At 40.0% G+C, this 23,199-nt stretch carries 20 protein-coding genes; 2 read left to right on the top strand and 18 right to left on the bottom strand.

Annotation, left to right across the window (positions count from 1 at the left end; genetic code table 11):
* Nucleotides 1–26 precede the first annotated feature (26 nt).
* From dnaE to rpsB, 16 genes are all read right to left on the bottom strand, one after another.
* A complete protein-coding gene (gene dnaE / locus CYCPU_RS0105135; RefSeq protein WP_020162114.1) occupies nucleotides 27–3,530 on the bottom strand; it encodes a DNA polymerase III subunit alpha in 3,504 nt (1,167 codons plus the stop codon).
* Nucleotides 3,527–4,093 (bottom strand): ribonuclease HII, encoded by a 567-nt coding sequence (rnhB, locus tag CYCPU_RS0105130; protein WP_016390764.1) that lies wholly within the window; start codon nucleotides 4,091–4,093, stop codon nucleotides 3,527–3,529. Before rnhB ends, dnaE begins: the two co-directional genes overlap by 4 nt.
* Entirely contained in the window at nucleotides 4,090–5,268 is a 1,179-nt protein-coding gene (gene lpxB / locus CYCPU_RS0105125) for a lipid-A-disaccharide synthase (protein ID WP_016390765.1), read from the bottom strand. The genes rnhB and lpxB overlap by 4 nt, the downstream gene beginning before the upstream one ends.
* Nucleotides 5,269–5,308: 40 nt before the next feature.
* The gene (gene lpxA, locus CYCPU_RS0105120; protein WP_020162113.1) at nucleotides 5,309–6,079 is read right to left on the bottom strand and encodes an acyl-ACP--UDP-N-acetylglucosamine O-acyltransferase; all 771 of its coding nucleotides are present in this window, start codon (nucleotides 6,077–6,079) and stop codon (nucleotides 5,309–5,311) included.
* Complete coding sequence (gene fabZ, locus CYCPU_RS0105115) at nucleotides 6,076–6,525, bottom strand: 3-hydroxyacyl-ACP dehydratase FabZ (RefSeq protein WP_015005831.1); 450 nt, start codon at nucleotides 6,523–6,525, stop codon at nucleotides 6,076–6,078. Before fabZ ends, lpxA begins: the two co-directional genes overlap by 4 nt.
* On the bottom strand, nucleotides 6,525–7,547 hold the full coding sequence (lpxD, locus tag CYCPU_RS0105110; RefSeq protein ID WP_015005830.1) for a UDP-3-O-(3-hydroxymyristoyl)glucosamine N-acyltransferase: 1,023 nt from the start codon (nucleotides 7,545–7,547) through the stop codon (nucleotides 6,525–6,527). The genes fabZ and lpxD overlap by 1 nt, the downstream gene beginning before the upstream one ends.
* Nucleotides 7,548–7,572: 25 nt before the next feature.
* On the bottom strand, nucleotides 7,573–8,082 hold the full coding sequence (locus CYCPU_RS0105105) for an OmpH/Skp family outer membrane protein (protein WP_015005829.1): 510 nt from the start codon (nucleotides 8,080–8,082) through the stop codon (nucleotides 7,573–7,575).
* 96 nt (nucleotides 8,083–8,178) lie between these two features.
* Nucleotides 8,179–10,407 (bottom strand): outer membrane protein assembly factor BamA, encoded by a 2,229-nt coding sequence (gene bamA, locus CYCPU_RS0105100; RefSeq protein ID WP_015005828.1) that lies wholly within the window; start codon nucleotides 10,405–10,407, stop codon nucleotides 8,179–8,181.
* Nucleotides 10,408–10,556: 149 nt separating this feature from the next.
* A complete protein-coding gene (gene rseP, locus CYCPU_RS0105095) occupies nucleotides 10,557–11,912 on the bottom strand; it encodes an RIP metalloprotease RseP (protein ID WP_020162112.1) in 1,356 nt (451 codons plus the stop codon).
* Entirely contained in the window at nucleotides 11,912–13,090 is a 1,179-nt protein-coding gene (gene ispC / locus CYCPU_RS0105090) for a 1-deoxy-D-xylulose-5-phosphate reductoisomerase (RefSeq protein WP_020162111.1), read from the bottom strand. The genes rseP and ispC overlap by 1 nt, the downstream gene beginning before the upstream one ends.
* A complete protein-coding gene (locus CYCPU_RS0105085; protein WP_073024372.1) occupies nucleotides 13,087–13,908 on the bottom strand; it encodes a phosphatidate cytidylyltransferase in 822 nt (273 codons plus the stop codon). Before CYCPU_RS0105085 ends, ispC begins: the two co-directional genes overlap by 4 nt.
* 3 nt (nucleotides 13,909–13,911) lie before the next feature.
* The gene (uppS, locus tag CYCPU_RS0105080; protein WP_020162109.1) at nucleotides 13,912–14,655 is read right to left on the bottom strand and encodes a polyprenyl diphosphate synthase; all 744 of its coding nucleotides are present in this window, start codon (nucleotides 14,653–14,655) and stop codon (nucleotides 13,912–13,914) included.
* A gap of 85 nt (nucleotides 14,656–14,740) precedes the next feature.
* Nucleotides 14,741–15,298 carry a ribosome recycling factor gene (gene frr / locus CYCPU_RS0105075; protein WP_015005823.1) on the bottom strand — a complete coding sequence of 186 codons (558 nt, stop codon included), beginning with the start codon at nucleotides 15,296–15,298 and terminating at the stop codon, nucleotides 14,741–14,743.
* A 14-nt stretch (nucleotides 15,299–15,312) separates the two neighbouring features.
* Nucleotides 15,313–16,026 carry a UMP kinase gene (gene pyrH, locus CYCPU_RS0105070; protein ID WP_015005822.1) on the bottom strand — a complete coding sequence of 238 codons (714 nt, stop codon included), beginning with the start codon at nucleotides 16,024–16,026 and terminating at the stop codon, nucleotides 15,313–15,315.
* 4 nt (nucleotides 16,027–16,030) lie between these two features.
* Nucleotides 16,031–16,915, bottom strand: coding sequence for a translation elongation factor Ts (gene tsf / locus CYCPU_RS0105065; protein ID WP_015005821.1), 885 nt, complete (start codon nucleotides 16,913–16,915; stop codon nucleotides 16,031–16,033).
* Between the two features lie 78 nt (nucleotides 16,916–16,993).
* Nucleotides 16,994–17,791, bottom strand: coding sequence for a 30S ribosomal protein S2 (gene rpsB, locus CYCPU_RS0105060; protein WP_015005820.1), 798 nt, complete (start codon nucleotides 17,789–17,791; stop codon nucleotides 16,994–16,996).
* A 297-nt stretch (nucleotides 17,792–18,088) separates the two neighbouring features.
* Between rpsB and map the strand changes: the two genes are divergently transcribed.
* Both map and glnD read left to right on the top strand, forming a co-directional pair.
* On the top strand, nucleotides 18,089–18,892 hold the full coding sequence (gene map, locus CYCPU_RS0105055; protein WP_015005819.1) for a type I methionyl aminopeptidase: 804 nt from the start codon (nucleotides 18,089–18,091) through the stop codon (nucleotides 18,890–18,892).
* The gene (gene glnD / locus CYCPU_RS0105050) at nucleotides 18,889–21,525 is read left to right on the top strand and encodes a [protein-PII] uridylyltransferase (RefSeq protein ID WP_015005818.1); all 2,637 of its coding nucleotides are present in this window, start codon (nucleotides 18,889–18,891) and stop codon (nucleotides 21,523–21,525) included. Before map ends, glnD begins: the two co-directional genes overlap by 4 nt.
* Here the strand turns inward: glnD and CYCPU_RS0105045 are convergent.
* Together CYCPU_RS0105045 and arsS are read right to left on the bottom strand one after the other, a co-directional pair.
* A complete protein-coding gene (locus CYCPU_RS0105045) occupies nucleotides 21,518–22,210 on the bottom strand; it encodes a TIGR04283 family arsenosugar biosynthesis glycosyltransferase (protein WP_020162108.1) in 693 nt (230 codons plus the stop codon). The genes glnD and CYCPU_RS0105045 overlap by 8 nt on opposite strands.
* Nucleotides 22,211–22,243: 33 nt before the next feature.
* A complete protein-coding gene (gene arsS, locus CYCPU_RS0105040) occupies nucleotides 22,244–23,197 on the bottom strand; it encodes an arsenosugar biosynthesis radical SAM (seleno)protein ArsS (protein WP_020162107.1) in 954 nt (317 codons plus the stop codon).
* Between the last annotated feature and the right edge of the window lie 2 nt (nucleotides 23,198–23,199).

Here is a 23,199-nt window from a genome sequence, read left to right as displayed (position 1 = left end):
GAGTCGATGAATTCAGCCAGCAAAATTCAATATCGAATAAAGCCTTGTTGTTCTGGCAATGCATTATGTAAATCTGTCAACAATGCATCTTCAGGTTTAATATTCCATTCATCCGGCAATAAAAGCGCGGATGAAGCACCGGGTAGCATCAATTTTATTTTAACCGGGCAATCACCACCACGGTATTTACTTAAAACAGTATGTAATTGATTAATTTTATTGTCTTGTTTTAGAACATCAGCGTCTAACTCTATCAATACATCTTTTATGAACCGTTTACGTGCTTGCTCAACTGTCATCACTGACTCAATGCTAATTCTATTTTGCCCGGCAAAGTCATCAAAAGAGATACTGCCTTCAATAACAACAATTTGCTCGACCTGTAATTGTTCGCTATAGGTCTCAAAAACCTCACTATAGGCCACAGCCTCCATGCGAGCGCTTCCATCATCTAAAATAATGGTGGCAATTTTAGCACCACTTTTTGTTGGACGTGTACGGATATTTAACACCAAACCAGAGACGGTAATCGGTTTTCCTTTTGCACGCCGATACTGGCCTCCCCCCGGGGAGCTTAACTCCATATCATGTAAGGCTGCCAATTTTCCTGAAACAATATTGCTCATTTCATCTCGAACTGTATCAAATGGGTGCCCGGTTAAATACAGTCCAAGTATTGTCTTTTCATGTTTAAGGCGCTCATGCTCGCTCCAAGCTTTTACACGAACAGCATTAGATTTTTGAGTTGTTTCAACAAGGCTTACGCCGAACAAATCATTTTGCCCAGCCATCGCACTTTTCCCCTGCTGCTCAGCCACTTGAAGTACATTCGTTAATTGCTGCATCAGCTGTGCACGGTTTGTGTCAAAACAATCTAATGCACCCGCTCTGATAAGAGCTTCTTGCACACGACGATTTGCCTTTCTTAAATCTATACGATTGGCAAGGTCTTCATGACTAGAATAAGGGCCGTTAAGTTCTCTTTGTTGAATAATTGATTCAATAGCTCCTTCACCGACACCTTTAAGCGCCCCTAAGCCATAGATAATGTCGCCTTCTTCATTTGTCGTAAATCGATAGTAAGAGCTATTAACATCAGGCGGAAGAATATTGAGCCCCATATCACGACATTCATCGATGAACAAAACAACTTTATCGGTATTGTCCATATCTGAAGACAACACTGCGGCCATAAATTCTGATGGGTAGTGCGCTTTTAACCAAGCGGTTTGGTAGGCAATTAATGCATACGCAGCGGAGTGAGATTTATTGAACCCGTAGCCTGCAAATTTTTCCATTAAGTCAAAAATATAGGTCGCTACACTTTCTTCGACATTATTAGCAACCGCTCCTGTGGTAAACATCTCACGCTGCTTGGCCATTTCTTCGGGCTTTTTCTTGCCCATCGCTCGACGCAGCAAGTCAGCTGAGCCAAGACTATAGCCAGCTAAATCCTGAGCAATTTGCATCACTTGTTCTTGATATAAAATAACCCCATTAGTTGGCTCTAAAATTGGTATCAAGGTTGGGTGCGGATATTCTGCTTTTTTGCGACCATGCTTAACATTAATGTAATCATCCACCATGCCAGACTGCAATGGCCCTGGTCTAAAGAGAGCCACTAGAGCAATAATATCTTCAAAGGTGTCAGGGCGCAGACGACGAATCAAGTCTTTCATGCCCCTAGACTCAAGCTGAAAAACAGCTGTTGTTGCGTAATTTTTTAATAACTCGTACGTTAATTCATCATCGCGAGGTAACAGGTCAATATTAACGGCCTTTTCGCCCTTTGCGGCTAAGCGTTGATTTATATTTTGTAAGGCCCAGTCAATAATTGTTAATGTTCGTAACCCCAAAAAGTCGAACTTAACTAAACCAACAGCTTCGATATCGTCTTTATCAAACTGCGTCACCAGGTTTGCACCACCTTCCTCGCAATATAAGGGTGAAAAATCAGTTAACTTACTCGGAGCGATGACAACACCACCCGCATGTTTACCCGCGTTTCTTGCCACCCCTTCAAGCATTAGAGCTAAGTCTATTAGCTCACGAACCTCGTCTGATTCTTTATATGCGTTCAATAGATCAGGGCTTTCATCAAGTGCCTTTGTTAAGGTCATACCAATTTCAAAGGGGATTGCTTTTGCTAAACGATCTACAAAACCATAAGGATGGCCTAATACACGCCCCACATCACGTATAACAGCTTTCGCAGCCATACTCCCGTAGGTAATAATTTGCGACACTTTATCTCGTCCGTATTTCTCACCGACATAATCGATCACCCGATCACGCCCATCCATACAAAAATCCACATCAAAGTCAGGCATTGACACACGTTCAGGATTTAAAAATCGCTCAAACAGTAAATCAAACTCTAGCGGGTCTAGGTCAGTAATTCTTAATGCATACGCAATAATAGAACCAGCACCAGAACCACGACCCGGGCCAACGGGTACGCCATTATCTTTTGCCCATTGAATAAAATCAGCAACAATTAAAAAATAACCAGGAAAGCCCATCTGACAAATAACGTCTAATTCGCGCTTTAATCTGGCTTGATACTGGGCCCTTTTTTCATCATCAAACTTAATTCGATGAGAAGTTTCTTGAATTCGTTTCTCTAACCCTTTTTGTGATAAATCTGCGAAATATTCATCTATGGTCATACCTTCTGGAACGGGAAAGTCAGGTAAAAAGTTCTCCCCTAAACTAAGTTCAACATTGCAACGTTTTGCAATCTCTACTGTATTTTCAAGCGCTTCAGGTAAATCAGAAAAAAGCGCCAACATGTCTTCCTGACTTTTTAAATACTGCTGTTCGGTATGCGTTTTGACCCGCCTAGTATCAGATAATACACGCCCTTGATTAATGCAGACTCGCGCCTCATGCGCATCAAACTCCTCTGGTTTTAAAAAGCATGCACTATTAGTAGCCACTATAGGTGCATGATGCTTACTAGCTAAGGCTAATAACTGGTTATTTAACCCCTCTTCACCTGATCGACCAATACGTTGAAGCTCTATGTAAAAACGATCCTTAAAAACCTGCAACCAAGTAGATAACATAGTATCTGCTTGCTCTGTATCATTTGACTGAAGCGATGTTGAGAACAACCCGTCCAAACAGCCAGATAAGGCAATTAAACCTTCATTTTTCTCCAGTATTTTTTTACTGGTTAGATAGGCAACACCTTTATCTTGACCATTAAGATACGCCTCAGAAATTAATTCACACAGTGCTAAATAACCTTGTTGGTTTTGGGCCAGTAAGGTGATGATATATGGCTTTTTTTGCCCCACCGAATCTCTTATCTGTACATCCGCCCCAATAATAGGTTTGATGCCAGCAGCTAAGGCAGCACGATAAAACTTTACCGTGGCAAATAAATTAGACTGATCGGTCACCCCGATAGCTGGCATAGCTAGTTCAGCTACACGTTTGACCAATGGTTTTACACGAATAATGCCATCTACCAATGAATATTCGGTATGGTTCCTAAGGTGGATAAACTTGATGGCCTCACTCATGGTAATAATTTTCTCACTGGGGAAAATGATTGTCGGTAAATCGAAATAACACCCTGCTGGGCAAGTTTCATTTTATGATCAGGGGTCGGGTAACCGGCATGTTTTGATAGGCCATAACCGGGATATAACACATCAAGCAGGGCCATCTGCTCATCTCTATACACTTTTGCGATAATCGAAGCCGCGGAGATTTCAGCCACAAGGTTATCACCGCCTTTGATACATTCACCCGGCAGATCAATATCTGGATAGAATGTCCCATCAACTTTGGCATAACCTGCCTTAATATCCAAGCCATCAAATGCCCGTTTCATGGCTAATAAACTTGCCTGTAAAATATTAATTTCATCAATTTCAGCCACCTCTGCTCGACCAATTGACCATGCTTTAGCAGACTCGATGATCTGTTGTGCAAGCACCTCTCGTCTCTTTTTTGTCAACTTTTTTGAATCCATCAGGCCATCAATTGGTTTTTCATCATCCAGAATGACAGCCGCTGCAACAACAGGCCCTGCAATACAGCCTCTACCTACCTCATCTAAGCCAACAACCACCTTGTTCAAAATGAAACATCACCATTAATAACGCCTGACACAATGTTTGCAGCTTGAATATCAGCCTGACGTGTCAATTTTATTTTCATTTTATTAAATTCATTCACTATAGTTTGAGTCTTATCTTTATCTTGGTAAAAACTAACCAATTCTTCAGTTAACGTAGCGACTTTAATGTCATCTTGTAAATATTCTTTAACCAATTCTTTGCCTGCTATTAAGTTTGGCATCGATACGAAGGGTGCTTTTAGTAAATCGAATGTTTTAATGACCCATGCAGTTAGTGCTGATAATTTGTAGGCAACCACCATCGGTTTTTTAAACAACATCACCTCAAGCGTTGCTGTACCAGAAGCCACTAACACCATATTGGCAGCTGCAATCATTTCCGTAGTCGCCCTTACTTTTATCTCTAAATCGAGCGTCAACCCCGACGCTCTATAATATTCTTCAAATTTATCTGCAACCACTTGATCTGGCATTGGTACTAAAATTTTGAGTCCAGAAATATTATTTGAGCAATTATAGGCGGTCTGTAAAAATAAAAAACTATGTCGTTCAAGCTCACCAAGCCTGCTACCGGGCATTATTGTTAATACCGGTTGTTCACTGTGTAATCCTAAAGACTGTCTAGCCGCCTGTGTATTGATAGGATGTTGATGCTTATCGGCTAATGGGTGCCCTATAAAATAAGCTGGGACAGCAGTATCTTTAAAATAAGTTTCTTCAAAAGGAAAAATACATAACAAGGCATTTAACGAACCAATTAGTTTCTTAATTCGTTTTGGCCGCCATGCCCAAACGGTTGGGCTGACATAATGAACTGTTTTAATTCCTTTTTTATAGAGCTCGCGTTCTAGTTTTAGATTAAAATCGGGCGCATCTATCCCAATAAAAACATCTGGGTTCTCACTGATTATGATTTTTTTTAAGTGCTTTCTAATCCCCAGTAATTCCGGTAAATGTTTTATCACTTCAAATAAGCCAAAAACAGATAATTTAGACATCGGATAATACGATTGAAAACCTTCAGCTAACATTCTTGGTCCACCAATACCGGAAAACGTTGCATTAGGGTACCTTTCTTTCAATCGTTTTATTAGACCAGCACCCAAAATATCACCAGAGTGCTCACCGGCAACCAGCATAACTTTTATAGGTTTATCAATAATTGTGGGCATCATAGTAAACGCACGGTAATCCTTATGAAGCTTACCTGTCTAACTATCGTAAAATACTGCGGCTAGAATTCTCTAAAAAATCCAACATGATGGTTAACTCGGGGTGATCTTTTACAACATTGACTAATTCTGCTTTAGCATCAGCTAACTTTAAGCCTGATTTATAAAGCAATTTATAGGCTCGTTTAACCTGCAAAATAGTGTCCGCTGAAAAGCCACGCCTATCTAATCCAACCGTATTGATCCCATGAGGTTTGGTAGGTCGACCACCAACCATTACAAAAGGCGGCACATCTTTTGTAATCGCGCTACCCATAGCTGAAAAACAATGATCACCCAAATGACAAAACTGATGGACGATGGAGAAACCGCCCAAGATAGCATTATTGCCAATATGTACATGACCACCTAATGAAGCAGCATTAGCAAGAATAACATCGTCGGCAATCACACAGTCATGAGCAACATGTGTATAGGCCATGAATAAATTATTACTACCAATTTTCGTAATATTTTTATCCTGTGTTGTGCCTCTGTGAATTGTTGTGAATTCGCGGATTTCGTTATTATCACCAATTTCTAAGAATGACTCTTCACCAGCATACTTCTTATCTTGAGGGTCTTCACCAATAGACGAAAACTGATAAATTCGATTGTTTTTGCCTATTGTTGTTGTTCCATTAATCGTAACGTGAGAAGAAACAACCGTTCCAGTGCCTATCGAAACATTCGCTCCGATAACCGTATAAGGACCAATTTTTACATTCTCACCTATAGACGCTGTTGGGTCGATAATAGCCGTTTGGTGAATCATTTAGTCGACTCCTTTGAGGCACACATAATCTCAGCAGACACAACCAATTCTCCATCGACTGTTGCGGACGCTGAAAAGGACCAAATATTTCGTTTATTCTTTTTGAAAACCGCTTCTATCATTAATTGGTCGCCGGGTACAACAGACCGTTTAAAACGCGCTTTATCGATACCTACCAAGTAGTATTCGCCAAAGTCTTCACCACGATCTGTTAATGTTTTCATCGACAACAGACCCGTTGCTTGTGCCAATGCTTCAATAACCAATACGCCTGGCATAATCGGGTTATGTGGGAAATGACCGGTAAACTGGGGTTCGTTGTAAGTGACATTCTTAACGGCTAACAACCTTTCGCCGGCCTCATACTCAACAACTCTATCAATCATTAAAAAAGGATAACGGTGTGGCAAGAATTCCATTACTTTTCTTACATCATCAAGCGACATTAATTTTCCTTTTTTAACTTTATTAAATAATTGATTTTTTTGGTTAATTTATCAAGTTGCTTAAAGCGAACTGCATTCTTAAGCCAATCTGTATTTTTTTGAAACGGTGTACCTGATGAATAAACACCGGCTTCATTAATTGAATGCGTAACCATTGTCATGCCGGTTACATGCACACCATCTGTTATCGATATATGCCCTACTAGGCCAACACCACCAGCAAATGTGCAATATTTTCCAATTTTCGTACTACCGGCTATACCAGTACAAGCGGCTATAGCTGTATGGTCACCAATCACAACGTTATGTGCTATCTGTACTTGGTTATCAATTTTAACGCCATCACCAATAACTGTATTATCTAAAGCACCACAATCAATCGACGTATTAGACCCTATTTCAACATCATTACCAATAACAACATGTCCAAGTTGAGGTATTTTACACCAACCTTTTTTATCATTGTATGGTGCATAGCCAAAGCCATCACTACCTATCACAGTACTTGGGTGAATCGTAACGTTATCGCCTATTTTCGTCTCTTCTCCAAGACTTACATTGGCGACTAACTTAAGATTATTACCAATCACTACTTTATTGGCAATGACGCATCCAGGCCCTATATAACAACCTTTACCAATGGTGACATCATCACCAATGACAACATGAGGAGCCAACACGCAATCCTCAGCAATATTTGCATTATCACCAATTACAACCGAAGCATGAATACTGCCCAATCTTGGAGGGGCGGCATGAATCACATTTGCTGCTTTTGCGTACGCTAAATATGGGTTTTTAACAATCAATGCATTGCCATCATATCCTGCTAAAAAAGCATCGGATAAGATAACAACGCCCGCATTGGTTGTCTGTAAATCTGTAATGTACTTTTTATTATAGATAAACGATAGCTGATCAGACCTAGCTGATTCAAGCGTAGCACAACTACTGATTTGATAGTTTGGGTCACCGATTAAATCAGCATCAATAGCGACCGCTAATTCTTGTAAAGTCAGCATTAATCAACAGCCATTTTGGTTAACGCTATTTACCAGTAGATAGACGGTTTTGAACTTTATTGGTTATATCAACTGCGCCACTCGCAAAAACAACACCATCATGAAGCACTAAATCATATTTTTCAGCTTCTGAAAGCCCTTTAATTGCTTCGAAAACCAATTTTTGTAACTTGGCTAACTCTTCGTTACGTCTTAAATTAAAGTCTTCTCTAAACTCTTCTTGGTCACGATTGAGTGCACGCTTCTTTTCTAGCACATCACGCTGTAAGCGTCGTGTTTCAGACTCACTCATTAATTTGGCATCACGAGCAAGTTTTTCATCTAGTTTTTTGATTTCCTTTTGACTCGCTAATAAGCGTTTATTTCTTGGAGAAAATTCTTTTTCCAAAGCCACCTTTGCTTTTTCTGCCTGAGGTGCTTTTTCTAAAATCCTAGCTACGTTAACAAAGCCAATTTTGATGTCGGCAGCTTGCGCGGTACTTAGAAGTCCTACTGTTAATATGCTAGCAATTAAGATCTGGTTAAAAAGTTTCAATGTGTTCTCCTACTGTTTACATTACTATTATCAATACCCATCAAGGTATATTTCGTTAAGTTGAAGTGGTGCCTGTAGCCTCGGTTTTAGCCGATTTTATATCCCTGAGCCAAAGGCAAATTGGAATGTTTGCACCTCATCATCTTCTCCATCATTAATAGGCATTGCTAAACTGAAGGATAATGCGCCAAATGGAGACAACCATTTTGCTGACACACCAACAGAGTAACGTAACTCACCTACGTCTATCTCATCATCATAAACATTACCAGCATCAACAAAAGTACTCATTCTGACGCTTTTATTATCTGGCATAAAGGGTACAGGAAAGATGAATTCTGCATTACCCACTAATTTAACACTGCCGCCAATTGGATCGTCAAAAATATCCCGAGGACCTAGTGTATTATCTGTAAACCCCCTGACAGAGCCTTTACCGCCGGCATAATAATTTTCAAAGAACGGTAAGCTCTCAGCATCGCCATATGAATCACCATAACCAAAATCAGCATTCAAATAGAGTGTTGTATTAGTACTGATTGGGAAATATTGCTCTTGATTATATGACAACTTATAAAACTCAAGATCGGAACCCGGTACTGTAATGATGCCAGATAAACGTTTTGACCCACCTCGCGTTGCAAACACAGCACGATTCCTTGTATCAGTGCCCCATGAAGCAGAAGCTTTTAAGTTAGTAAAAGAATTACCATTTTCAACAATAAATTTATTTATTTCACCAAAAAACAGATTATTGTCTAACTGAATATCAGTGAACTCTAGATCCAAACCTAGACCAATCTTATCACTTTCATTTAATGGCAAGCCAAAATTAACGCCCATATTAAATGTTTCAGTTTCGTAATTTGAGCTGTTGGCTTCATCATAGTCGGTTGTTCTATAACTGATGTTATAGCCTCGGCTCACGCCGTCAACTGTGTAATACGGATTGGTATAACCCAAACTATAAATAGTGTTAACTGAGCTATTATTAAAGCTAGCACTCATCCGCTTACCAGTGCCTAAGAAGTTGTTTTGACTAATACTCGCATTTAACACAATTCCTTGTGATTGAGAAAACCCAGCGCCGGCTAAAATATTGCCCGATGACTTTTCTTTAACCGTGTATTTAATATCAACCTGATCACTGGTACCAGCAACGGGTAAGGTTTCCACGTCCACTTCATCAAAGTGGCCTAATCGTGACAACCTAGCTTTAGAATGATCAACCGCTCTGGTTGAAATGGATGCCGCTTCCATTTGTCTAACTTCTCGCCTTAGAACCTCGTCACGTGTTTTAGTATTCCCTTCCATCAACACACGTCGAACATAGACACGTTTCCCAGGGTCAACAAAAAACGTTACTTTGACTGTTGATGATTCATTATCAATTTCAGGAATCATATTGACATTTGCAAACGAGTAGCCCGCCTGCCCAAGAATGGTAGTAATGTATTCTGATGTTTGCGTTGCTTTTTTCCTAGAAAAAACATCTGTTGGCTGAACAATCACGTAAGGGATTAACTTATCAGGATTAACAATCAACTCACCGGCCAGTTTTACTTCACTAACTGTGTGCACCTTCCCTTCATTGATATTGATAGTGATGAAAATTCCATTTTTATCAGGACTAATTGAGACCTGTGTGGATTCAACTTTAAAATTGATGTAACCACGATCTTGATAGAATGAGTTCAAACGTTCTAAATCAGCCGATAATTTCTGTTTTGAGTATTGATTACTATTCGTATAAAAACTAATCAGAGTTGGACCTGTTAACTCAAATACCGACAAAATCTCTTCATCTGAAAAAGACTTATTACCAACAATATTAATTTTCTTAATACTTGCTGCTGAACCTTCTACAACACTGATTAATACAGCCACTCGATTACGCTCAAGTGTTGTCACTTTACTGCTAACCTCTGCTGAATATTTACCGTTATTGTAATATTGCTGAAGTAATTCGTTTTTAACTTTATCGAGAACTAGTGGGTTAAATACACGTCCTACTTCCATACCAACATCACCAAATGCTTCAAGCAATGTTTCGTTTTCGATATCATCGTTGCCTTCAATTTCGATACTGGTAATCGCTGGACGTTCTTTTACATTAATAATGACTATGTCATCATTCAGGTCCACATTGATATCGCTAAAAAAGCCCATTTCAAAGAGTTCTCGGATAATCTCCCCAGATGTCTCCTCTTCAAATTGATCACCTACTTTCAGACTTAGCGCATTAAAAACAGCACCCGCTGTGATCCGCTGCAATCCATTAACCCGTATATCTTTAACCAGCACCGGTTCTTCTGCAAATGCCACATTTGAGCTGAATAGAACAAATAGTATAAAAACTGGAAGAAATAGTGTTCTGATTTTTTTTATCACAATGCGTTTTAATGTTATGTTCGTTTAAGGCGTATCGAGCAAGTATAGATAAAACAATCCATTGACTCAATACGTATTTTTATTTAACCAATTATTCGACCAATGTCGATAAAAATGGCCAACACCATCATACAAAGTAGGACAAATAAACCCACACGCATAAACAGACCTTGAGCCTTTTCAGAAACAGGCTTACCTTTAACCGCTTCAATGAGGTAAAAAAACAAATGACCGCCATCTAACATAGGAATCGGCAATAAATTCATAACACCTAAACTAACGCTGACAAATGCCAAAAATTTTAAGAATGGTATTAGACCTATTGTGGCCGTTTTACCTGCATATTGAGCCAAACTAATAGGCCCACTTAAGTTCTGCACAGATGCCTCTCCAATCAGCATTCTGCCAATTAACTTAACAGTTAATATTGAATAATGAACCGTTTGAGTGGCCGCTTCTACTATCGCTGAAAAACCATTCAATGAATACGTAGTATAAAAGTCATTTGACACCTCATCGACCCATGGGGACACACCAATTCTTCCAATCGGGCTATCATTTTCTATGATTTTTTGCGGAATAAGGCGTAATGCTAAGCGCTCATTATTTCTTAGCACTATTATAGAAATGCTTTTTTCTGGGTTTGCACGAATAACTGAGACCCATTGTTGCCAACTATCGACCTCTTCATTATTGGCAGACAGAATCAAATCACCCCTCTTTAACCCCGCTAAATCAGCTGGCTCAGCAGAAACAATATTGCCAATCATCGGTTTTAATGTCGGCAAAAAAGGCTCAATACCAAGCTTATTAACAATATCGTTTGGCTCAGGAATATCTCCCGATTGGACGTTAAATTGAATGTCTTTTGTTTGTCCACCAGGTGTCTCAACGGTGAGATCAACCGAGCCATTATCAATCATTTCACTGGCAATTAAGCCAATGGCCACACGCCATATAGTTGCTGGACGATCATTGACAGCAAGAATTTCATCACCAACTTCAATACCTGAATGAATAGCAACACCAGCCGGGTCTAGTTTACCAACCACAGGCTTCAAACCTCTTTCGCCAACTGTTAGAATTAGCCAAAAAACCAAGAAGGCAAACACCAAATTAAAAACAGGGCCCGCTAAAACGATAAGGAAACGACTTAGCAGAGGTTTATTATTAAAGGCTAGCTTTTTCTCACTCTCTTCGACGTTTCCTTCACGCTCATCGAGCATTTTCACATAACCGCCTAACGGTATACTTGCAATGACATATTCTGTCTCGTCATTTTTCCTTTTAAATTTAATTAACGGTTTACCAAAACCGACAGAAAAACGTAATACTTTCACACCACATTTACGCGCCACCCAAAAATGGCCGAATTCATGAACGGTAACCAAAATACCTAAGGCCAAGATAAAAGAGGCCATTGAAATAATAATGCTCATTAACCGTTCTCCAAACAATTTTTTGCAACCTGACGTGCTTGTGCATCTGCGCTTAAAACGCTTTCAATTGAGTCAGCAGGGCTCACTGTTGTAATACTCAACACCTGCTCAATCAATGTGGAAATACCAGTGAACGCTAATTCTTTTGCCAAAAATGCTTCAACGGCAACTTCATTTGCTGCATTTAAGATCGCTGGTGCTGTTCCTTTAGCATCTAAAGCTTCATAAGCTAAACGTAAGCAAGGGAATTTTTCATATGAGGCTGATTCAAATGTTAATTGATTATTCACTAGAAAATCCAGCGCTGACACGCCACTCTCATGCCTTTTTGGCCATGCTAATGCATGTGCTATGGGTGTGCGCATATCGGGGTTTCCAAGTTGCGCTAAAACAGACCCATCCACATAATCAATCATCGAATGAACAATACTTTGAGGATGTATCAGCACATCTATTAATTCAGCGGGCATATCAAATAAATAACTCGCTTCAATTAACTCCAAACCTTTATTCATCATAGTCGCTGAGTCAACAGAGATTTTATGCCCCATTGACCAGTTTGGGTGTGCACAAGCCTGCTCGACCGTTACATTATCCAACTCACTGGCATTAAGGTTCAAAAAAGGCCCACCAGAAGCCGTTAAAATTAATTTTCTAACGCCCTCAGCACGTTGCCCAGCCTTGTATGCATCGGGCATACATTGAAATAAAGCATTATGTTCGCTGTCTAACGGTAGCAAGGTGGCACCATTTTGTTTCACTACAGACATCAATAAATCACCCGATACAACTAAAGATTCTTTATTCGCCAGTAAAATTGTTTTACCTGCCTTAGCACCTGCTAAAGTTGACAATAAACCAACCGCTCCAACAATGGCTGCCACCACAATATCAGTCATTGAATGTTTAGCAACAAACTCTAAAGAATCCATGCCAGATAACACTTGGGTTTCACATGCGTCAGAGCGTTCCAATTTCCCTCTAAACGCATCTGCAAGCTCAGCATCTGGAACCACTGCATAAGTTGGCTTAAATTCTATACATTGCTCTAATAACCGCCCAATGTTTTTATTAGCTGTCAGTGCAACTACTCTGTAAGCATTCTTATTGAGTCTTATAACATCAAGCGTACTAACTCCAATTGAGCCAGTTGAGCCAAGCAAGCAAACATTTTTCATGTGAACAGTTTTGTCATTAACAGACAAGCAACATAAACAGGAGCCGCCGCAATAAGGCTATCAATACGATCAAGAACGCCACCATGACCCGGTAAAATTGCCCCACTATCTTTAACGTTTACACGTCGCTTCATAAGGCTTTCAAATAGATCCCCAAAAACCGAGACAAAGGCAACAAACACCGACACACTTATAAACATGGTACCGTTGTTAATTTCAAAATATTGATCTGCAAAAAAAGCCAACAATAAACAAGCTAATGCACCACCAATGACGCCTTCTATAGATTTTCCAGGACTAATAAGAGGTGATAATTTATGACGCCCAAATGAACGGCCAGCAAAATAAGCTCCACTATCAGCAACCCACATCAACAATAATAGGTACATTAAAAGCTCAGGGCCTTGTTCAAAATTGAGCCTCAACTGGTAAAGCGATATGAATATTAAACCAAGCAATAAATAGCCAATTAAAAGCATCACAGGGCGCGCTACTTTATTTGCCAGTAAATCTTGCGCTTTAGTTATCAGCAACACGATCGCCAATAACCAAAATATTAAACTAGCGTAAAAAAAACCACTTAAAAAAGGTTCATTTAAAAGCGTTAAACCAAACGAAAACAGCAAGCCAGTTATCGCAAATATAGATTTATATAGCTTGCTTTTTACAGCACTTAAAGCAGCCCATTCATAGCCAGCTATCAAAACAATTAGACTTAGAACCCCTATAAAAAATGGTTCAGAAGAATACATTACAATCCAGACCACAGCTGGAATCAATACTATGGCTGTTAGAAGCCTCTTAGCGAGACTAGTCATTCCTTAACCATCTTCATCAAGTTGCTCACCTGTCTGTCCGAACCGACGCTCACGAGAAGAGAAATACTGAATGGCCACATCAAGAGCATTCTTATCAAAATCTGGCCAAAGTGTGTCTGTAAAATAAAGTTCACTATAAGCTATTTGCCAAAGTAAAAAATTACTAATTCGCTGTTCACCACCTGTTCTTATGAATAAATCAGGGTCTGGTATAGCTGCAGTGGATAAAAAGTCTTCTATGTTCAGGTCTGTTAAAGGAATGTCTTGACTGACGGCATGTGCCATCATACATTGGCTTGCCTGCGTAATATCCCATTGGCCACCATAATTTGCTGCAATGACCAGCAATAAACCAGTATTTTTAGCTGTTAATAACTCAACATCTATAATTTTTTGTTGTAACGACTGGGACAGTTTGGTTTTATCACCAATTATTTTCAAACGAATATTATTGTTATGTAATCGTTTTGCTTGTGTTTTTAGCGTCAACATAAACAAGTCCATCAGTACATTAACTTCTTTCGCTGGACGACGCCAATTTTCGCTGCTAAATGCAAACACTGTTAACACTTCTACACCGTAGCTAGCGCACGTTTCGATAGTGGTTCTTAATGCATCAACGCCCGCTTTATGGCCTGCTGTACGAGGTTTACCCTGAGCGGTAGCCCAACGCCCATTGCCATCCATTATGATGGCAATGTGCTTAGGGCTTTTTTTTATATTTTTTTTAACTTGGTTGTCAGTCACAAGAATCCTTTTTATCTCTTTTGACAACGTCGTAAAAACTTAGATCAAGGTTAAACACGACAGCACACGATGTTAGGTTCATTGCCTACATTGACATCAAGTCAGCTTCTTTTACCTCAAGGTGCTTATCAATATCTTTTACATGCTGATCGGTGATTTTCTGAATTTTTTCTTCACCAGAGCGAAGTTCATCTTCAGTAATCATCTTTTCTTTTAACGCCTCTTTAAACTCAGAGTTTGCGTCACGACGAATGTTTCTAATCGCAACTTTCGCAGCTTCTGCCTCACCACGAACCACTTTAACAAGATCGCGACGCCTTTCTTCTGTTAATGGTGGCATTGGTACACGAATGACATTACCAGCAGTCACTGGATTAAGCCCGAGATCTGCCTTCATAATAGCCTTTTCAACTGGGCCAATCATACCTGCTTCCCACGGCATAATAGACAATGTTCTAGCGTCTTCAATATTAACTGTTGCTACTTGATTTAAGGGTGTATCAACATCGTAGTAAGACACAACAATATGCTCTAGCAAACTTGGGTGCGCACGACCTGTACGAATTTTTGTCAATGCTTTTTGAAAAGACTCAACGGATTTACCCATTCTTAGGTTTCCATCTTTAACAATATCTTCAATCATAATTATCTCTACCGTTATTCTACAAGTGTGCCAATATCATCACCCATCACAAGACGTTTAATAGCACCTTTATCAAAAATATTAACGACCCTTAATGGTAACTTATGATCCCTACAAAGTACCAATGCTGTTGCGTCCATAACATTTAAACGTTGATCAATGGCTTCATCAAAACTAATACGTGAATACAGCGTGGCATCAGGGTTTTTAACCGGATCATCAGAATAAATGCCATCCACTTTTGTTGCTTTAATCAGCAATTCAGCCTCAACCTCAATACCTCTGAGGCTCGCTGCCGAATCAGTGGTAAAAAATGGATTACCGGTCCCTGCTGCAAAAATAACCACGCGGCCTTTCTCAAAATGTCTAACTGCTCTTCTACGTTTAAAGCTTTCGCATACTTGGTTAATTTGAAGCGCTGACATAACGCGAACATCCTGACCAAGAGACTCTAATGAATCTTGCATCGCTAAGGCATTAATGACTGTCGCCAACATACCCATATGATCACTGGTCACACGATTCATAACATCTGAAGCTACTTCAGAACCACGTAAAATATTTCCACCACCTATAACAAGACCAACTTGAACACCAATGTCACATAGCTGCTTAACTTCTTCTGCTAGCCTTAAAACTGTATTACCATCAATACCACCAGCGGAGTCGCCCATAAAGGCTTCCCCGCTGAGTTTTAGCAATATTCGTTTATATGTCAACTCGCTCATTAAATTAATCGCCTCGTACTTGAGCCATTACTTCAGATGCAAAATCTTCTTCTTTCTTCTCGATACCTTCACCTACTTCAAAGCGTACGAAAGATACGACTTTAGCATTATTAGATTTTAATAATTGCTCAACCGTAACATCACCATCTTTAACGAATGGTTGACCCAATAAGGTGACTTCTTTTAAGAATTTTTTAACTTTACCAACGATCATTTTTTCAACAATCTCAGGTGGCTTACCACTTTCAGCAGCTTGCCCTTTAAAAATTTCTTTTTCCTTTTCAATAGCCTCTGCAGGTACTTCTGCTTCAGAAATACATAAAGGATTGGTCGCAGCAACATGCATAGCAATATCTTTTGCTAATTCAACAGACCCACCTTCCAATTCAACCAACACCCCAATACGGATACCGTGCAAATATGAACCGACAACGCCTGATTCAGGCTTAATGGTTTGAAAACGTCGAACATTAATGTTTTCACCAACTTTAGCAATCAATGCACGTCGTTTTTCATCAACTGTCACAGATTCACCGTCAATCGTTGCATTATTTAATGCTTCAACATCAGCGACGTCATTATTAACAATCGTGTTTGCAACCACTGTAGCAAACTCAACAAAATCATCACCTTTTGAAACAAAGTCAGTTTCACTGTTAATTTCAACAATCGTTGTTGCTGATCCATCACCGGACGTTGCAACCTTTAAAACACCTTCAGCAGCAATACGCCCTGCTTTTTTATCTGCTTTTGCCATGCCTGATTTACGCATGTTTTCAATCGCAACTTCTAAATCACCACCTGTTTCTACTAATGCTTTTTTGCACTCCATCATGCCAGAACCCGTTCTTTCACGTAATTCTTTGACCATTGCAGCTGTTACACTCATTCTAAACCTCTGTCTATATTAATTAATCATAAAAACGCCCCCAACAGGAGGCGTTCATTGTCTTCTAAGCTGTAGCGATTAACCTTCTTTGCTTACTTCTTCAGTTGCTGCTTTTTTTACCGCTGTTTTTTTCACAGCCGGTTTTTTAGAAACTGATTTAGCCACTTCTTTATTATCAACTAATTCTTTAATTACGCTGGCTTTACCTTCAAGAATCGCACCGGCAAAACTTTGGCAATATAGTGTTAAGGCTCTGATTGAGTCATCGTTACCTGGTATTACATAATCCACATCATTAGGTTTATTGTTTGAATCAACAATACCAATCACTGGAATACCTAATTTAGCCGCTTCTTTAACTGCGATTTTTTCATAGCCTACATCCATTACTACAATAGCATCGGGTGGGCCTTTAAGGTCTTTAATACCGCCAACACTGCGCTCTAGTTTTTCCAGCTGGCGCATGAACTTTAAACCTTCTTTTTTGCTAAAACGATTCAAGCTACCGTCTTCACGCATCGTTTCAAGTTCTTTTAAACGATTAATTGATTTTTTGATGGTACCGAAGTTTGTCAACATACCACCTAACCAACGGTGATCAACATATGGCATGCTGCAACGTTTTGCTTCTTCTGCAACTGTTTTACGAGCGGCTTTTTTTGTTCCAACAAACATGATAGTGCCTTTGTTTGCTGCTAGTTTGTTGATGAAATTTAATGCATCATTAAAAAGAGGTAAGGTTTTCTCTAAGTTAATGATATGAATTTTGCCACGCTCACCAAAGATGTAAGGGGCCATTTTAGGGTTCCAGTACCTCGTTTGGTGACCAAAATGGACACCAGCTTCGAGCATTTCACGCATTGTGATTTTAGACATTTCTTTTAATTCCTTATGTTATAGCCAGCCAGATAATCTGACATGACTCGGGTTGATAACTACCACGCATCCCAAACGGTAACCTGATTTAATTCAAGCACCCTACCGGATGTGTTGATGCATGTGATCGTTGTTGCCAAAAGTGGCGACGCTTTATACCATATCTAGAGCTAAACAGCAATTTAAACCTAAAATATTAGTGTTATGCCTAAGCTGTAAAAAAACCTTAAATTCATCTATTAAGCGTTATAATCTGTCACTTGTTTGACATTCTGAAACCACTTTATTTATTAAAATATGAGTATTACTTTAAAAACACCCCCTGAAATTGAAAAAATGCGTGTCGCTGGCCGTTTAGCTGCTGAAGTTCTCGAGATGATCAGGGAATATGTTGTTCCAGGTGTCACTACAGAGGAGCTTAACCAACGTTGTCACGACTTCATGGTTAACACCCAAAAAACAATCCCCGCCCCGCTAAATTACCATGGCTTTCCAAAATCAATCTGCACCTCGGTTAACCAAACTGTTTGCCACGGTATCCCCAACCATAAAAAACTTAAAAAAGGAGATATCGTCAATATTGATATCACCGTTATTAAAGATGAGTTCCATGGTGATACCAGTGAAATGTTCGTTGTTGGTGAACCAAGCATTTTAGCCAAGCGTCTTATCGATACCACACAAAAAGCTTTATACCTAGGGATTAGCATGGTTAAGCCCGGCGCAAGACTTGGTGATATTGGCCATGCTATTCAAAAATTTGCAGAAAGCAGGCGTTACTCTATTGTTCGAGAGTATTGTGGTCATGGTATTGGGCGCGTTTTTCATGAAGAGCCCCAAGTTTTACATTACGGCGAACCTAATACCGGTACCACACTAGAAGAGGGCATGACCTTTACTATAGAACCGATGATTAATGCTGGCAAAAGGAATGTAAAAACACTGGCAGATGATTGGACCGTGGTTACTAAAGACCGCAGCCTATCCGCACAGTTTGAACACACCTTAACGGTCACATCCAATGGGTTTGAAATTTTTACCGTTCGAGATAACGAGGCCATTGAAGCAACCCATATTCCACCAGAGTTATATAAATCATGACATCTCTTCCTACTGAAAATGAACCAGCCGCGCATAAAATTGCTGATATTAAAGCGCTAATTCAAGCCTTTAATAATGAATTACATACACGCGCTAAGTCTGGTGAAACGGTAGAAACACTTCTAAAAGCTCGTAGTGATTTTATCGATCAATTACTTACCAACTATTGGAATGAAATATTAGGTCCCTATTCTAACCAACTGGCCTTAATTGCCACCGGTGGTTATGGCCGCGCGGAACTGCACCCTTTTTCCGATATTGATTTACTCATTATCTTTGATGAATCCGAGCTCGACAATTACAAAACAGAACTCGAATCGTTCTCGACATTCCTATGGGATATTGGTCTTAAGCCGGGTCTAAGTGTACGAACAATTTCAGACTGCCTAGAACAATCTAAGTTAGATATTACGGTTATTACAAACCTTATGGAAGCTCGCCTCATCACAGGTTCAGAGGCTTTCTTTTCTGACATGCAAGATCAGATCAGTATCGATAATCTTTGGTCGCCGGTTGCATTTTTTCGCGAAAAAGTAGCAGAACAACACAACAGACACTTGAAGTTTGGCAATACCGCATACAACCTAGAACCTGATATGAAAGAAGGGCCAGGTGGGTTACGAGACATTCAAACGATTCAATGGATTACCCAGCGTTATTTTGGTTCCAATTCACTTGGTGAATTGGTAAATCATGCGTTTCTTACTAAAAATGAGTATCGCTCACTGGTAAAAGGGCAACGCTTTCTTTGGAAAGTCCGTTTCGAATTACACCTTTTAGCGAATCGACCTGAAAACCGCCTGCTATTTGATTATCAAAAAAACCTTGCCTTAGCCTTTGGTTTTGAAGATGGCGATAACAACCTTGCTGTCGAATCATTTATGCAGTTGTACTACCGTACTGTGATGGACCTTGAGCGCATTAATGAACTGGTCTTGCAAATATTTAATGAGGCTTTAGAAAATAAAGTCATGGATGTGACCCCTATCAATGAATCTTTTAGGATCATTAATGATTATATCGAGGTGACGCATCCAGATACCTTTAAAACAACACCTACTGCTCTACTCGATATTATCCTTCAATTACAAAAACATGAAGATGTAAAGGGGATCAGATCAGCAACTATCCGCTTAATACGCGAGTCTTTACACCTGGTTGATGATGAGTTCAGGGCAAACCCTCGAGCTAAACGTTTATTTTTAGATATTCTTCGCCAACCGCATGGCATCACCCATCAATTTCGTCGGATGAATCGCTACGGTTTATTAGCGGCTTATATTCCAGCCTTTGACGATATTATCGGGCGTATGCAGTATGACTTATTTCATGCCTATACCGTTGATCAGCACACCCTATTTATTGTTAGAAACCTAAGACGGTTTGCCTTAGAAAAGCACCGTGACGACCTGCCGCATTGTTTCGATGTCTTTCAAGAAATTCGCAAACCTGAGTTACTTTATTTAGCTGGCTTATTTCATGATATTGCTAAAGGCCGCGGCGGCAACCATGCAGAACTTGGCATGCATGATGCCATCGAATTTTGCCGCCAGCATGGCTACAATTCTTATGACACCAACCTTGTCGGTTGGCTGGTTCAAAACCACCTAATCATGTCAATGACCGCGCAGCGTAAGGATATTAATGACCCCGCTGTTATTCATAAATTTGCCTCTAAAATTGGCAGTCTTGAGTACCTTGATTACCTCTACCTACTAACCGTTGCAGATATTAGAGCAACAAACCCAACGCTGTGGAACGACTGGAAAGGCTCGTTATTAAAAGAACTCTACAACAACACTCAGCAACTTTTACGTCGCGGATTACAAACGGTCACTGATGAATTAAGTGACGAAATCAAAGACATGCAGTATCAGGCTAGACAAGGCCTTAATATCCGTGGCTTAAGTGATGATAAAATTGATCGAGTATGGCGAACGATCAGTAAGGATTATTTTTCACGGTTTTCTGTTGAAGATAGTATTTGGCACACATTGGCCATATCATCTTGTCGTCAAGAAGAGATGCCACTGGTCTTACTACGCCCACAAACACATCGCGGTGGCGCAGAAATTTTTATTTACGTAGATGATCGCGCTGGCACATTTGCTATCTGCACAGCAACGCTCGATCAGCTTGGCCTTAATATTTTAGATGCTCGAATCATTACCACTAATGAAGACCTCGCATTGATTAGTTTCCATGTTTTAGAGGATAACGGCAGCCCTATTCCCGACCTTACTCGTGAACAATCTATCGTCAACGTCTTACGTGCTAATTTAATAGCGCCAGACCAATCAGTTTTATCGGTTGATAGGCATAGGCCTCGCCAATCTCAACACTTCAACATTAAAACGACTATCAGCTTTAAAAGTGATTATCAAAAACGCTACACCATTTTAGAAATACGCACACAAGACCAACCCGGTGTTTTATCCACCATTGGGCAATGCTTTAGTGCCTGTAAAGTTAACGTGCGAAATGCAAAAATTACCACCTTAGGTTCAACCGCTGAAGATATTTTCTATATTACCGATAGCGATAACAAAATGATTGAAGATTCCGAGATCATCGATCAGCTAAAAGAAAGCTTAATTGAAAAACTGACTTCGTCGCAAAACAGTACTACTTGATTCTAATTTGGCGGTACTTCTGCGCCAATACTTTAGGTTCCGCATTAAAAAAATATGCCCACCTTAAAGACCACATTAACAGGACTGTTTTCACGACCCCATTAACCTGCCAACGCCGGCAGGATGTGGTAACAGTTTCTTTAAGGCATATCGGCTTTGAAACTTTTTTTAGTTTTTTGCTTATTGCAATATCTTCCATAAGCTCAATGCACGGGTAGCCGCCTACCTGTTCAAACAAGTGCTTTGAAACAAACATTGCATGGTCCCCTGTTACGATACCGGTCAAACAAGAGCGCCAATTCATCATCGTTTCAATTATTCGAAAAACAATTGCTGTATCGTCCAACTTGACCTTAAAACGTCCCCAACAAAGAGTTGGCTGTTTCGGTTGCTTTAATAGTTTTTTAATGGCCCTGTCTGCTAGCAGGGTATCTGCATGTAAAAAAAGCAATACCTTTCCACGTGCTACTTGTGCACCTTTATTAAGTTGCACCGCACGTCCTGCTGAAGAGACCACCAGCTGTTCAACAAGGCCTTCTGTGCAGCAGACCGTCTTATCGGTGCTGCCGCCATCTACCACTATAATTTCGACACCTTCCCTTCTAAGCGATTGTAACGATGCCAGCGTTACCGGTAAGGCCGTCTCCTCATTCAGCGTGGGAATAATAATAGATAGCTCAGGCATTAATAACAGCCCCTTCTATAGGATATTTTATAATCACTGCTTCAAGGCGCCACCACAGCTTGAACCACTACCCGCCGTGCAACCATAACAATGATCGGCTACCGTAATGGCTTGTGATTCAAAATCAAGCCCTAAACACTCGCTAATATGCCTCTTTGATTTAAGCTGGCCAGCAGGCAAGCCTAGCATTTGATTAAAATCGCAATCGTACACATAACCTGCCCAATCAACACTTAAAGTACTTTTACACATCACTTGATCAAGGTTAACCGCTTGGTGCGCCGTTTTAAGTACGTTCATATATTCGTCAAACTGACCTGTTGAAATCAGCCAACTACCAAACCGCTTAATGGGCATATTTGTTATCGTGAACAAACGCGTAAACACAATGCCGAAGTGTTCAAATAAATGGTCTTTATAATCCGCTTCAAGAGCCGACTGATCTGGCGGCAATTGAGTACCCTGTGGGTTATATACAAGGTTTAGTTCTAATGCTTCCCCATAACCGAGGGTATTTAGTTTTTTTAACGCAGTGATACTCTTTTCAAAGACCCCCTTACCACGTTGTGCATCTACATTATCACTGGAGTAGCATGGTAGGGAGGCAACAATTTGTACTTTATTAGATGCTAAAAAATCAGCCAAATATTCATAACCCGGTTCTTCAAGAATCGTTAAATTGCAGCGATCAATGACCTCCACTCCTCTATTTCTCGCTTCTATAACGACATATTGAAAACAAGGGTTCATTTCTGGCGCACCGCCGGTCAAATCGAGTGTTTTAATAGCCTGCTGATCTATAAAATTAAAGACTTGATCGATAGTTTCTTTCGCCATTATTTCTTTACGTGTCGGACCAGCATTAACATGACAGTGTAAGCAGGACTGGTTACACAAATACCCCATGTTTACTTGTAACGTGTGAAGTTTAGTTCGTGTTATCGCAGGGAAGTTTGTATCCACTAGCTTAGCTAACGTTGGGTGCATAG

It is taken from the genome of Cycloclasticus pugetii PS-1 (genome assembly GCF_000384415.1).
Classification (GTDB): Bacteria; Pseudomonadota; Gammaproteobacteria; order Methylococcales; family Cycloclasticaceae; genus Cycloclasticus; species Cycloclasticus pugetii.
This window is presented reverse-complemented; position numbering and strand designations above follow the sequence as displayed.

Bases quoted from the DNA above. Each gene is read 5' to 3' on its own strand.
- arsS (WP_020162107.1), bottom strand. From the start codon at position 23,197: ATGCACCCAACGTTAGCTAAGCTAGTGGATACAAACTTCCCTGCGATA.
- lpxA (WP_020162113.1), bottom strand. From the start codon at position 6,079: ATGATTCACCAAACGGCTATTATCGACCCAACAGCGTCTATAGGTGAG.
- ispC (WP_020162111.1), bottom strand. From the start codon at position 13,090: ATGAAAAATGTTTGCTTGCTTGGCTCAACTGGCTCAATTGGAGTTAGT.
- CYCPU_RS0105085 (WP_073024372.1), bottom strand. From the start codon at position 13,908: ATGACTAGTCTCGCTAAGAGGCTTCTAACAGCCATAGTATTGATTCCA.
- CYCPU_RS0105045 (WP_020162108.1), bottom strand. From the start codon at position 22,210: ATGCCTGAGCTATCTATTATTATTCCCACGCTGAATGAGGAGACGGCC.
- rseP (WP_020162112.1), bottom strand. From the start codon at position 11,912: ATGAGCATTATTATTTCAATGGCCTCTTTTATCTTGGCCTTAGGTATT.
- pyrH (WP_015005822.1), bottom strand. From the start codon at position 16,026: ATGAGCGAGTTGACATATAAACGAATATTGCTAAAACTCAGCGGGGAA.
- glnD (WP_015005818.1), top strand. From the start codon at position 18,889: ATGACATCTCTTCCTACTGAAAATGAACCAGCCGCGCATAAAATTGCT.
- fabZ (WP_015005831.1), bottom strand. From the start codon at position 6,525: ATGTCGCTTGATGATGTAAGAAAAGTAATGGAATTCTTGCCACACCGT.
- map (WP_015005819.1), top strand. From the start codon at position 18,089: ATGAGTATTACTTTAAAAACACCCCCTGAAATTGAAAAAATGCGTGTC.
- lpxD (WP_015005830.1), bottom strand. From the start codon at position 7,547: ATGCTGACTTTACAAGAATTAGCGGTCGCTATTGATGCTGATTTAATC.
- lpxB (WP_016390765.1), bottom strand. From the start codon at position 5,268: ATGATGCCCACAATTATTGATAAACCTATAAAAGTTATGCTGGTTGCC.
- rpsB (WP_015005820.1), bottom strand. From the start codon at position 17,791: ATGTCTAAAATCACAATGCGTGAAATGCTCGAAGCTGGTGTCCATTTT.
- dnaE (WP_020162114.1), bottom strand. From the start codon at position 3,530: ATGAGTGAGGCCATCAAGTTTATCCACCTTAGGAACCATACCGAATAT.
- tsf (WP_015005821.1), bottom strand. From the start codon at position 16,915: ATGAGTGTAACAGCTGCAATGGTCAAAGAATTACGTGAAAGAACGGGT.
- frr (WP_015005823.1), bottom strand. From the start codon at position 15,298: ATGATTGAAGATATTGTTAAAGATGGAAACCTAAGAATGGGTAAATCC.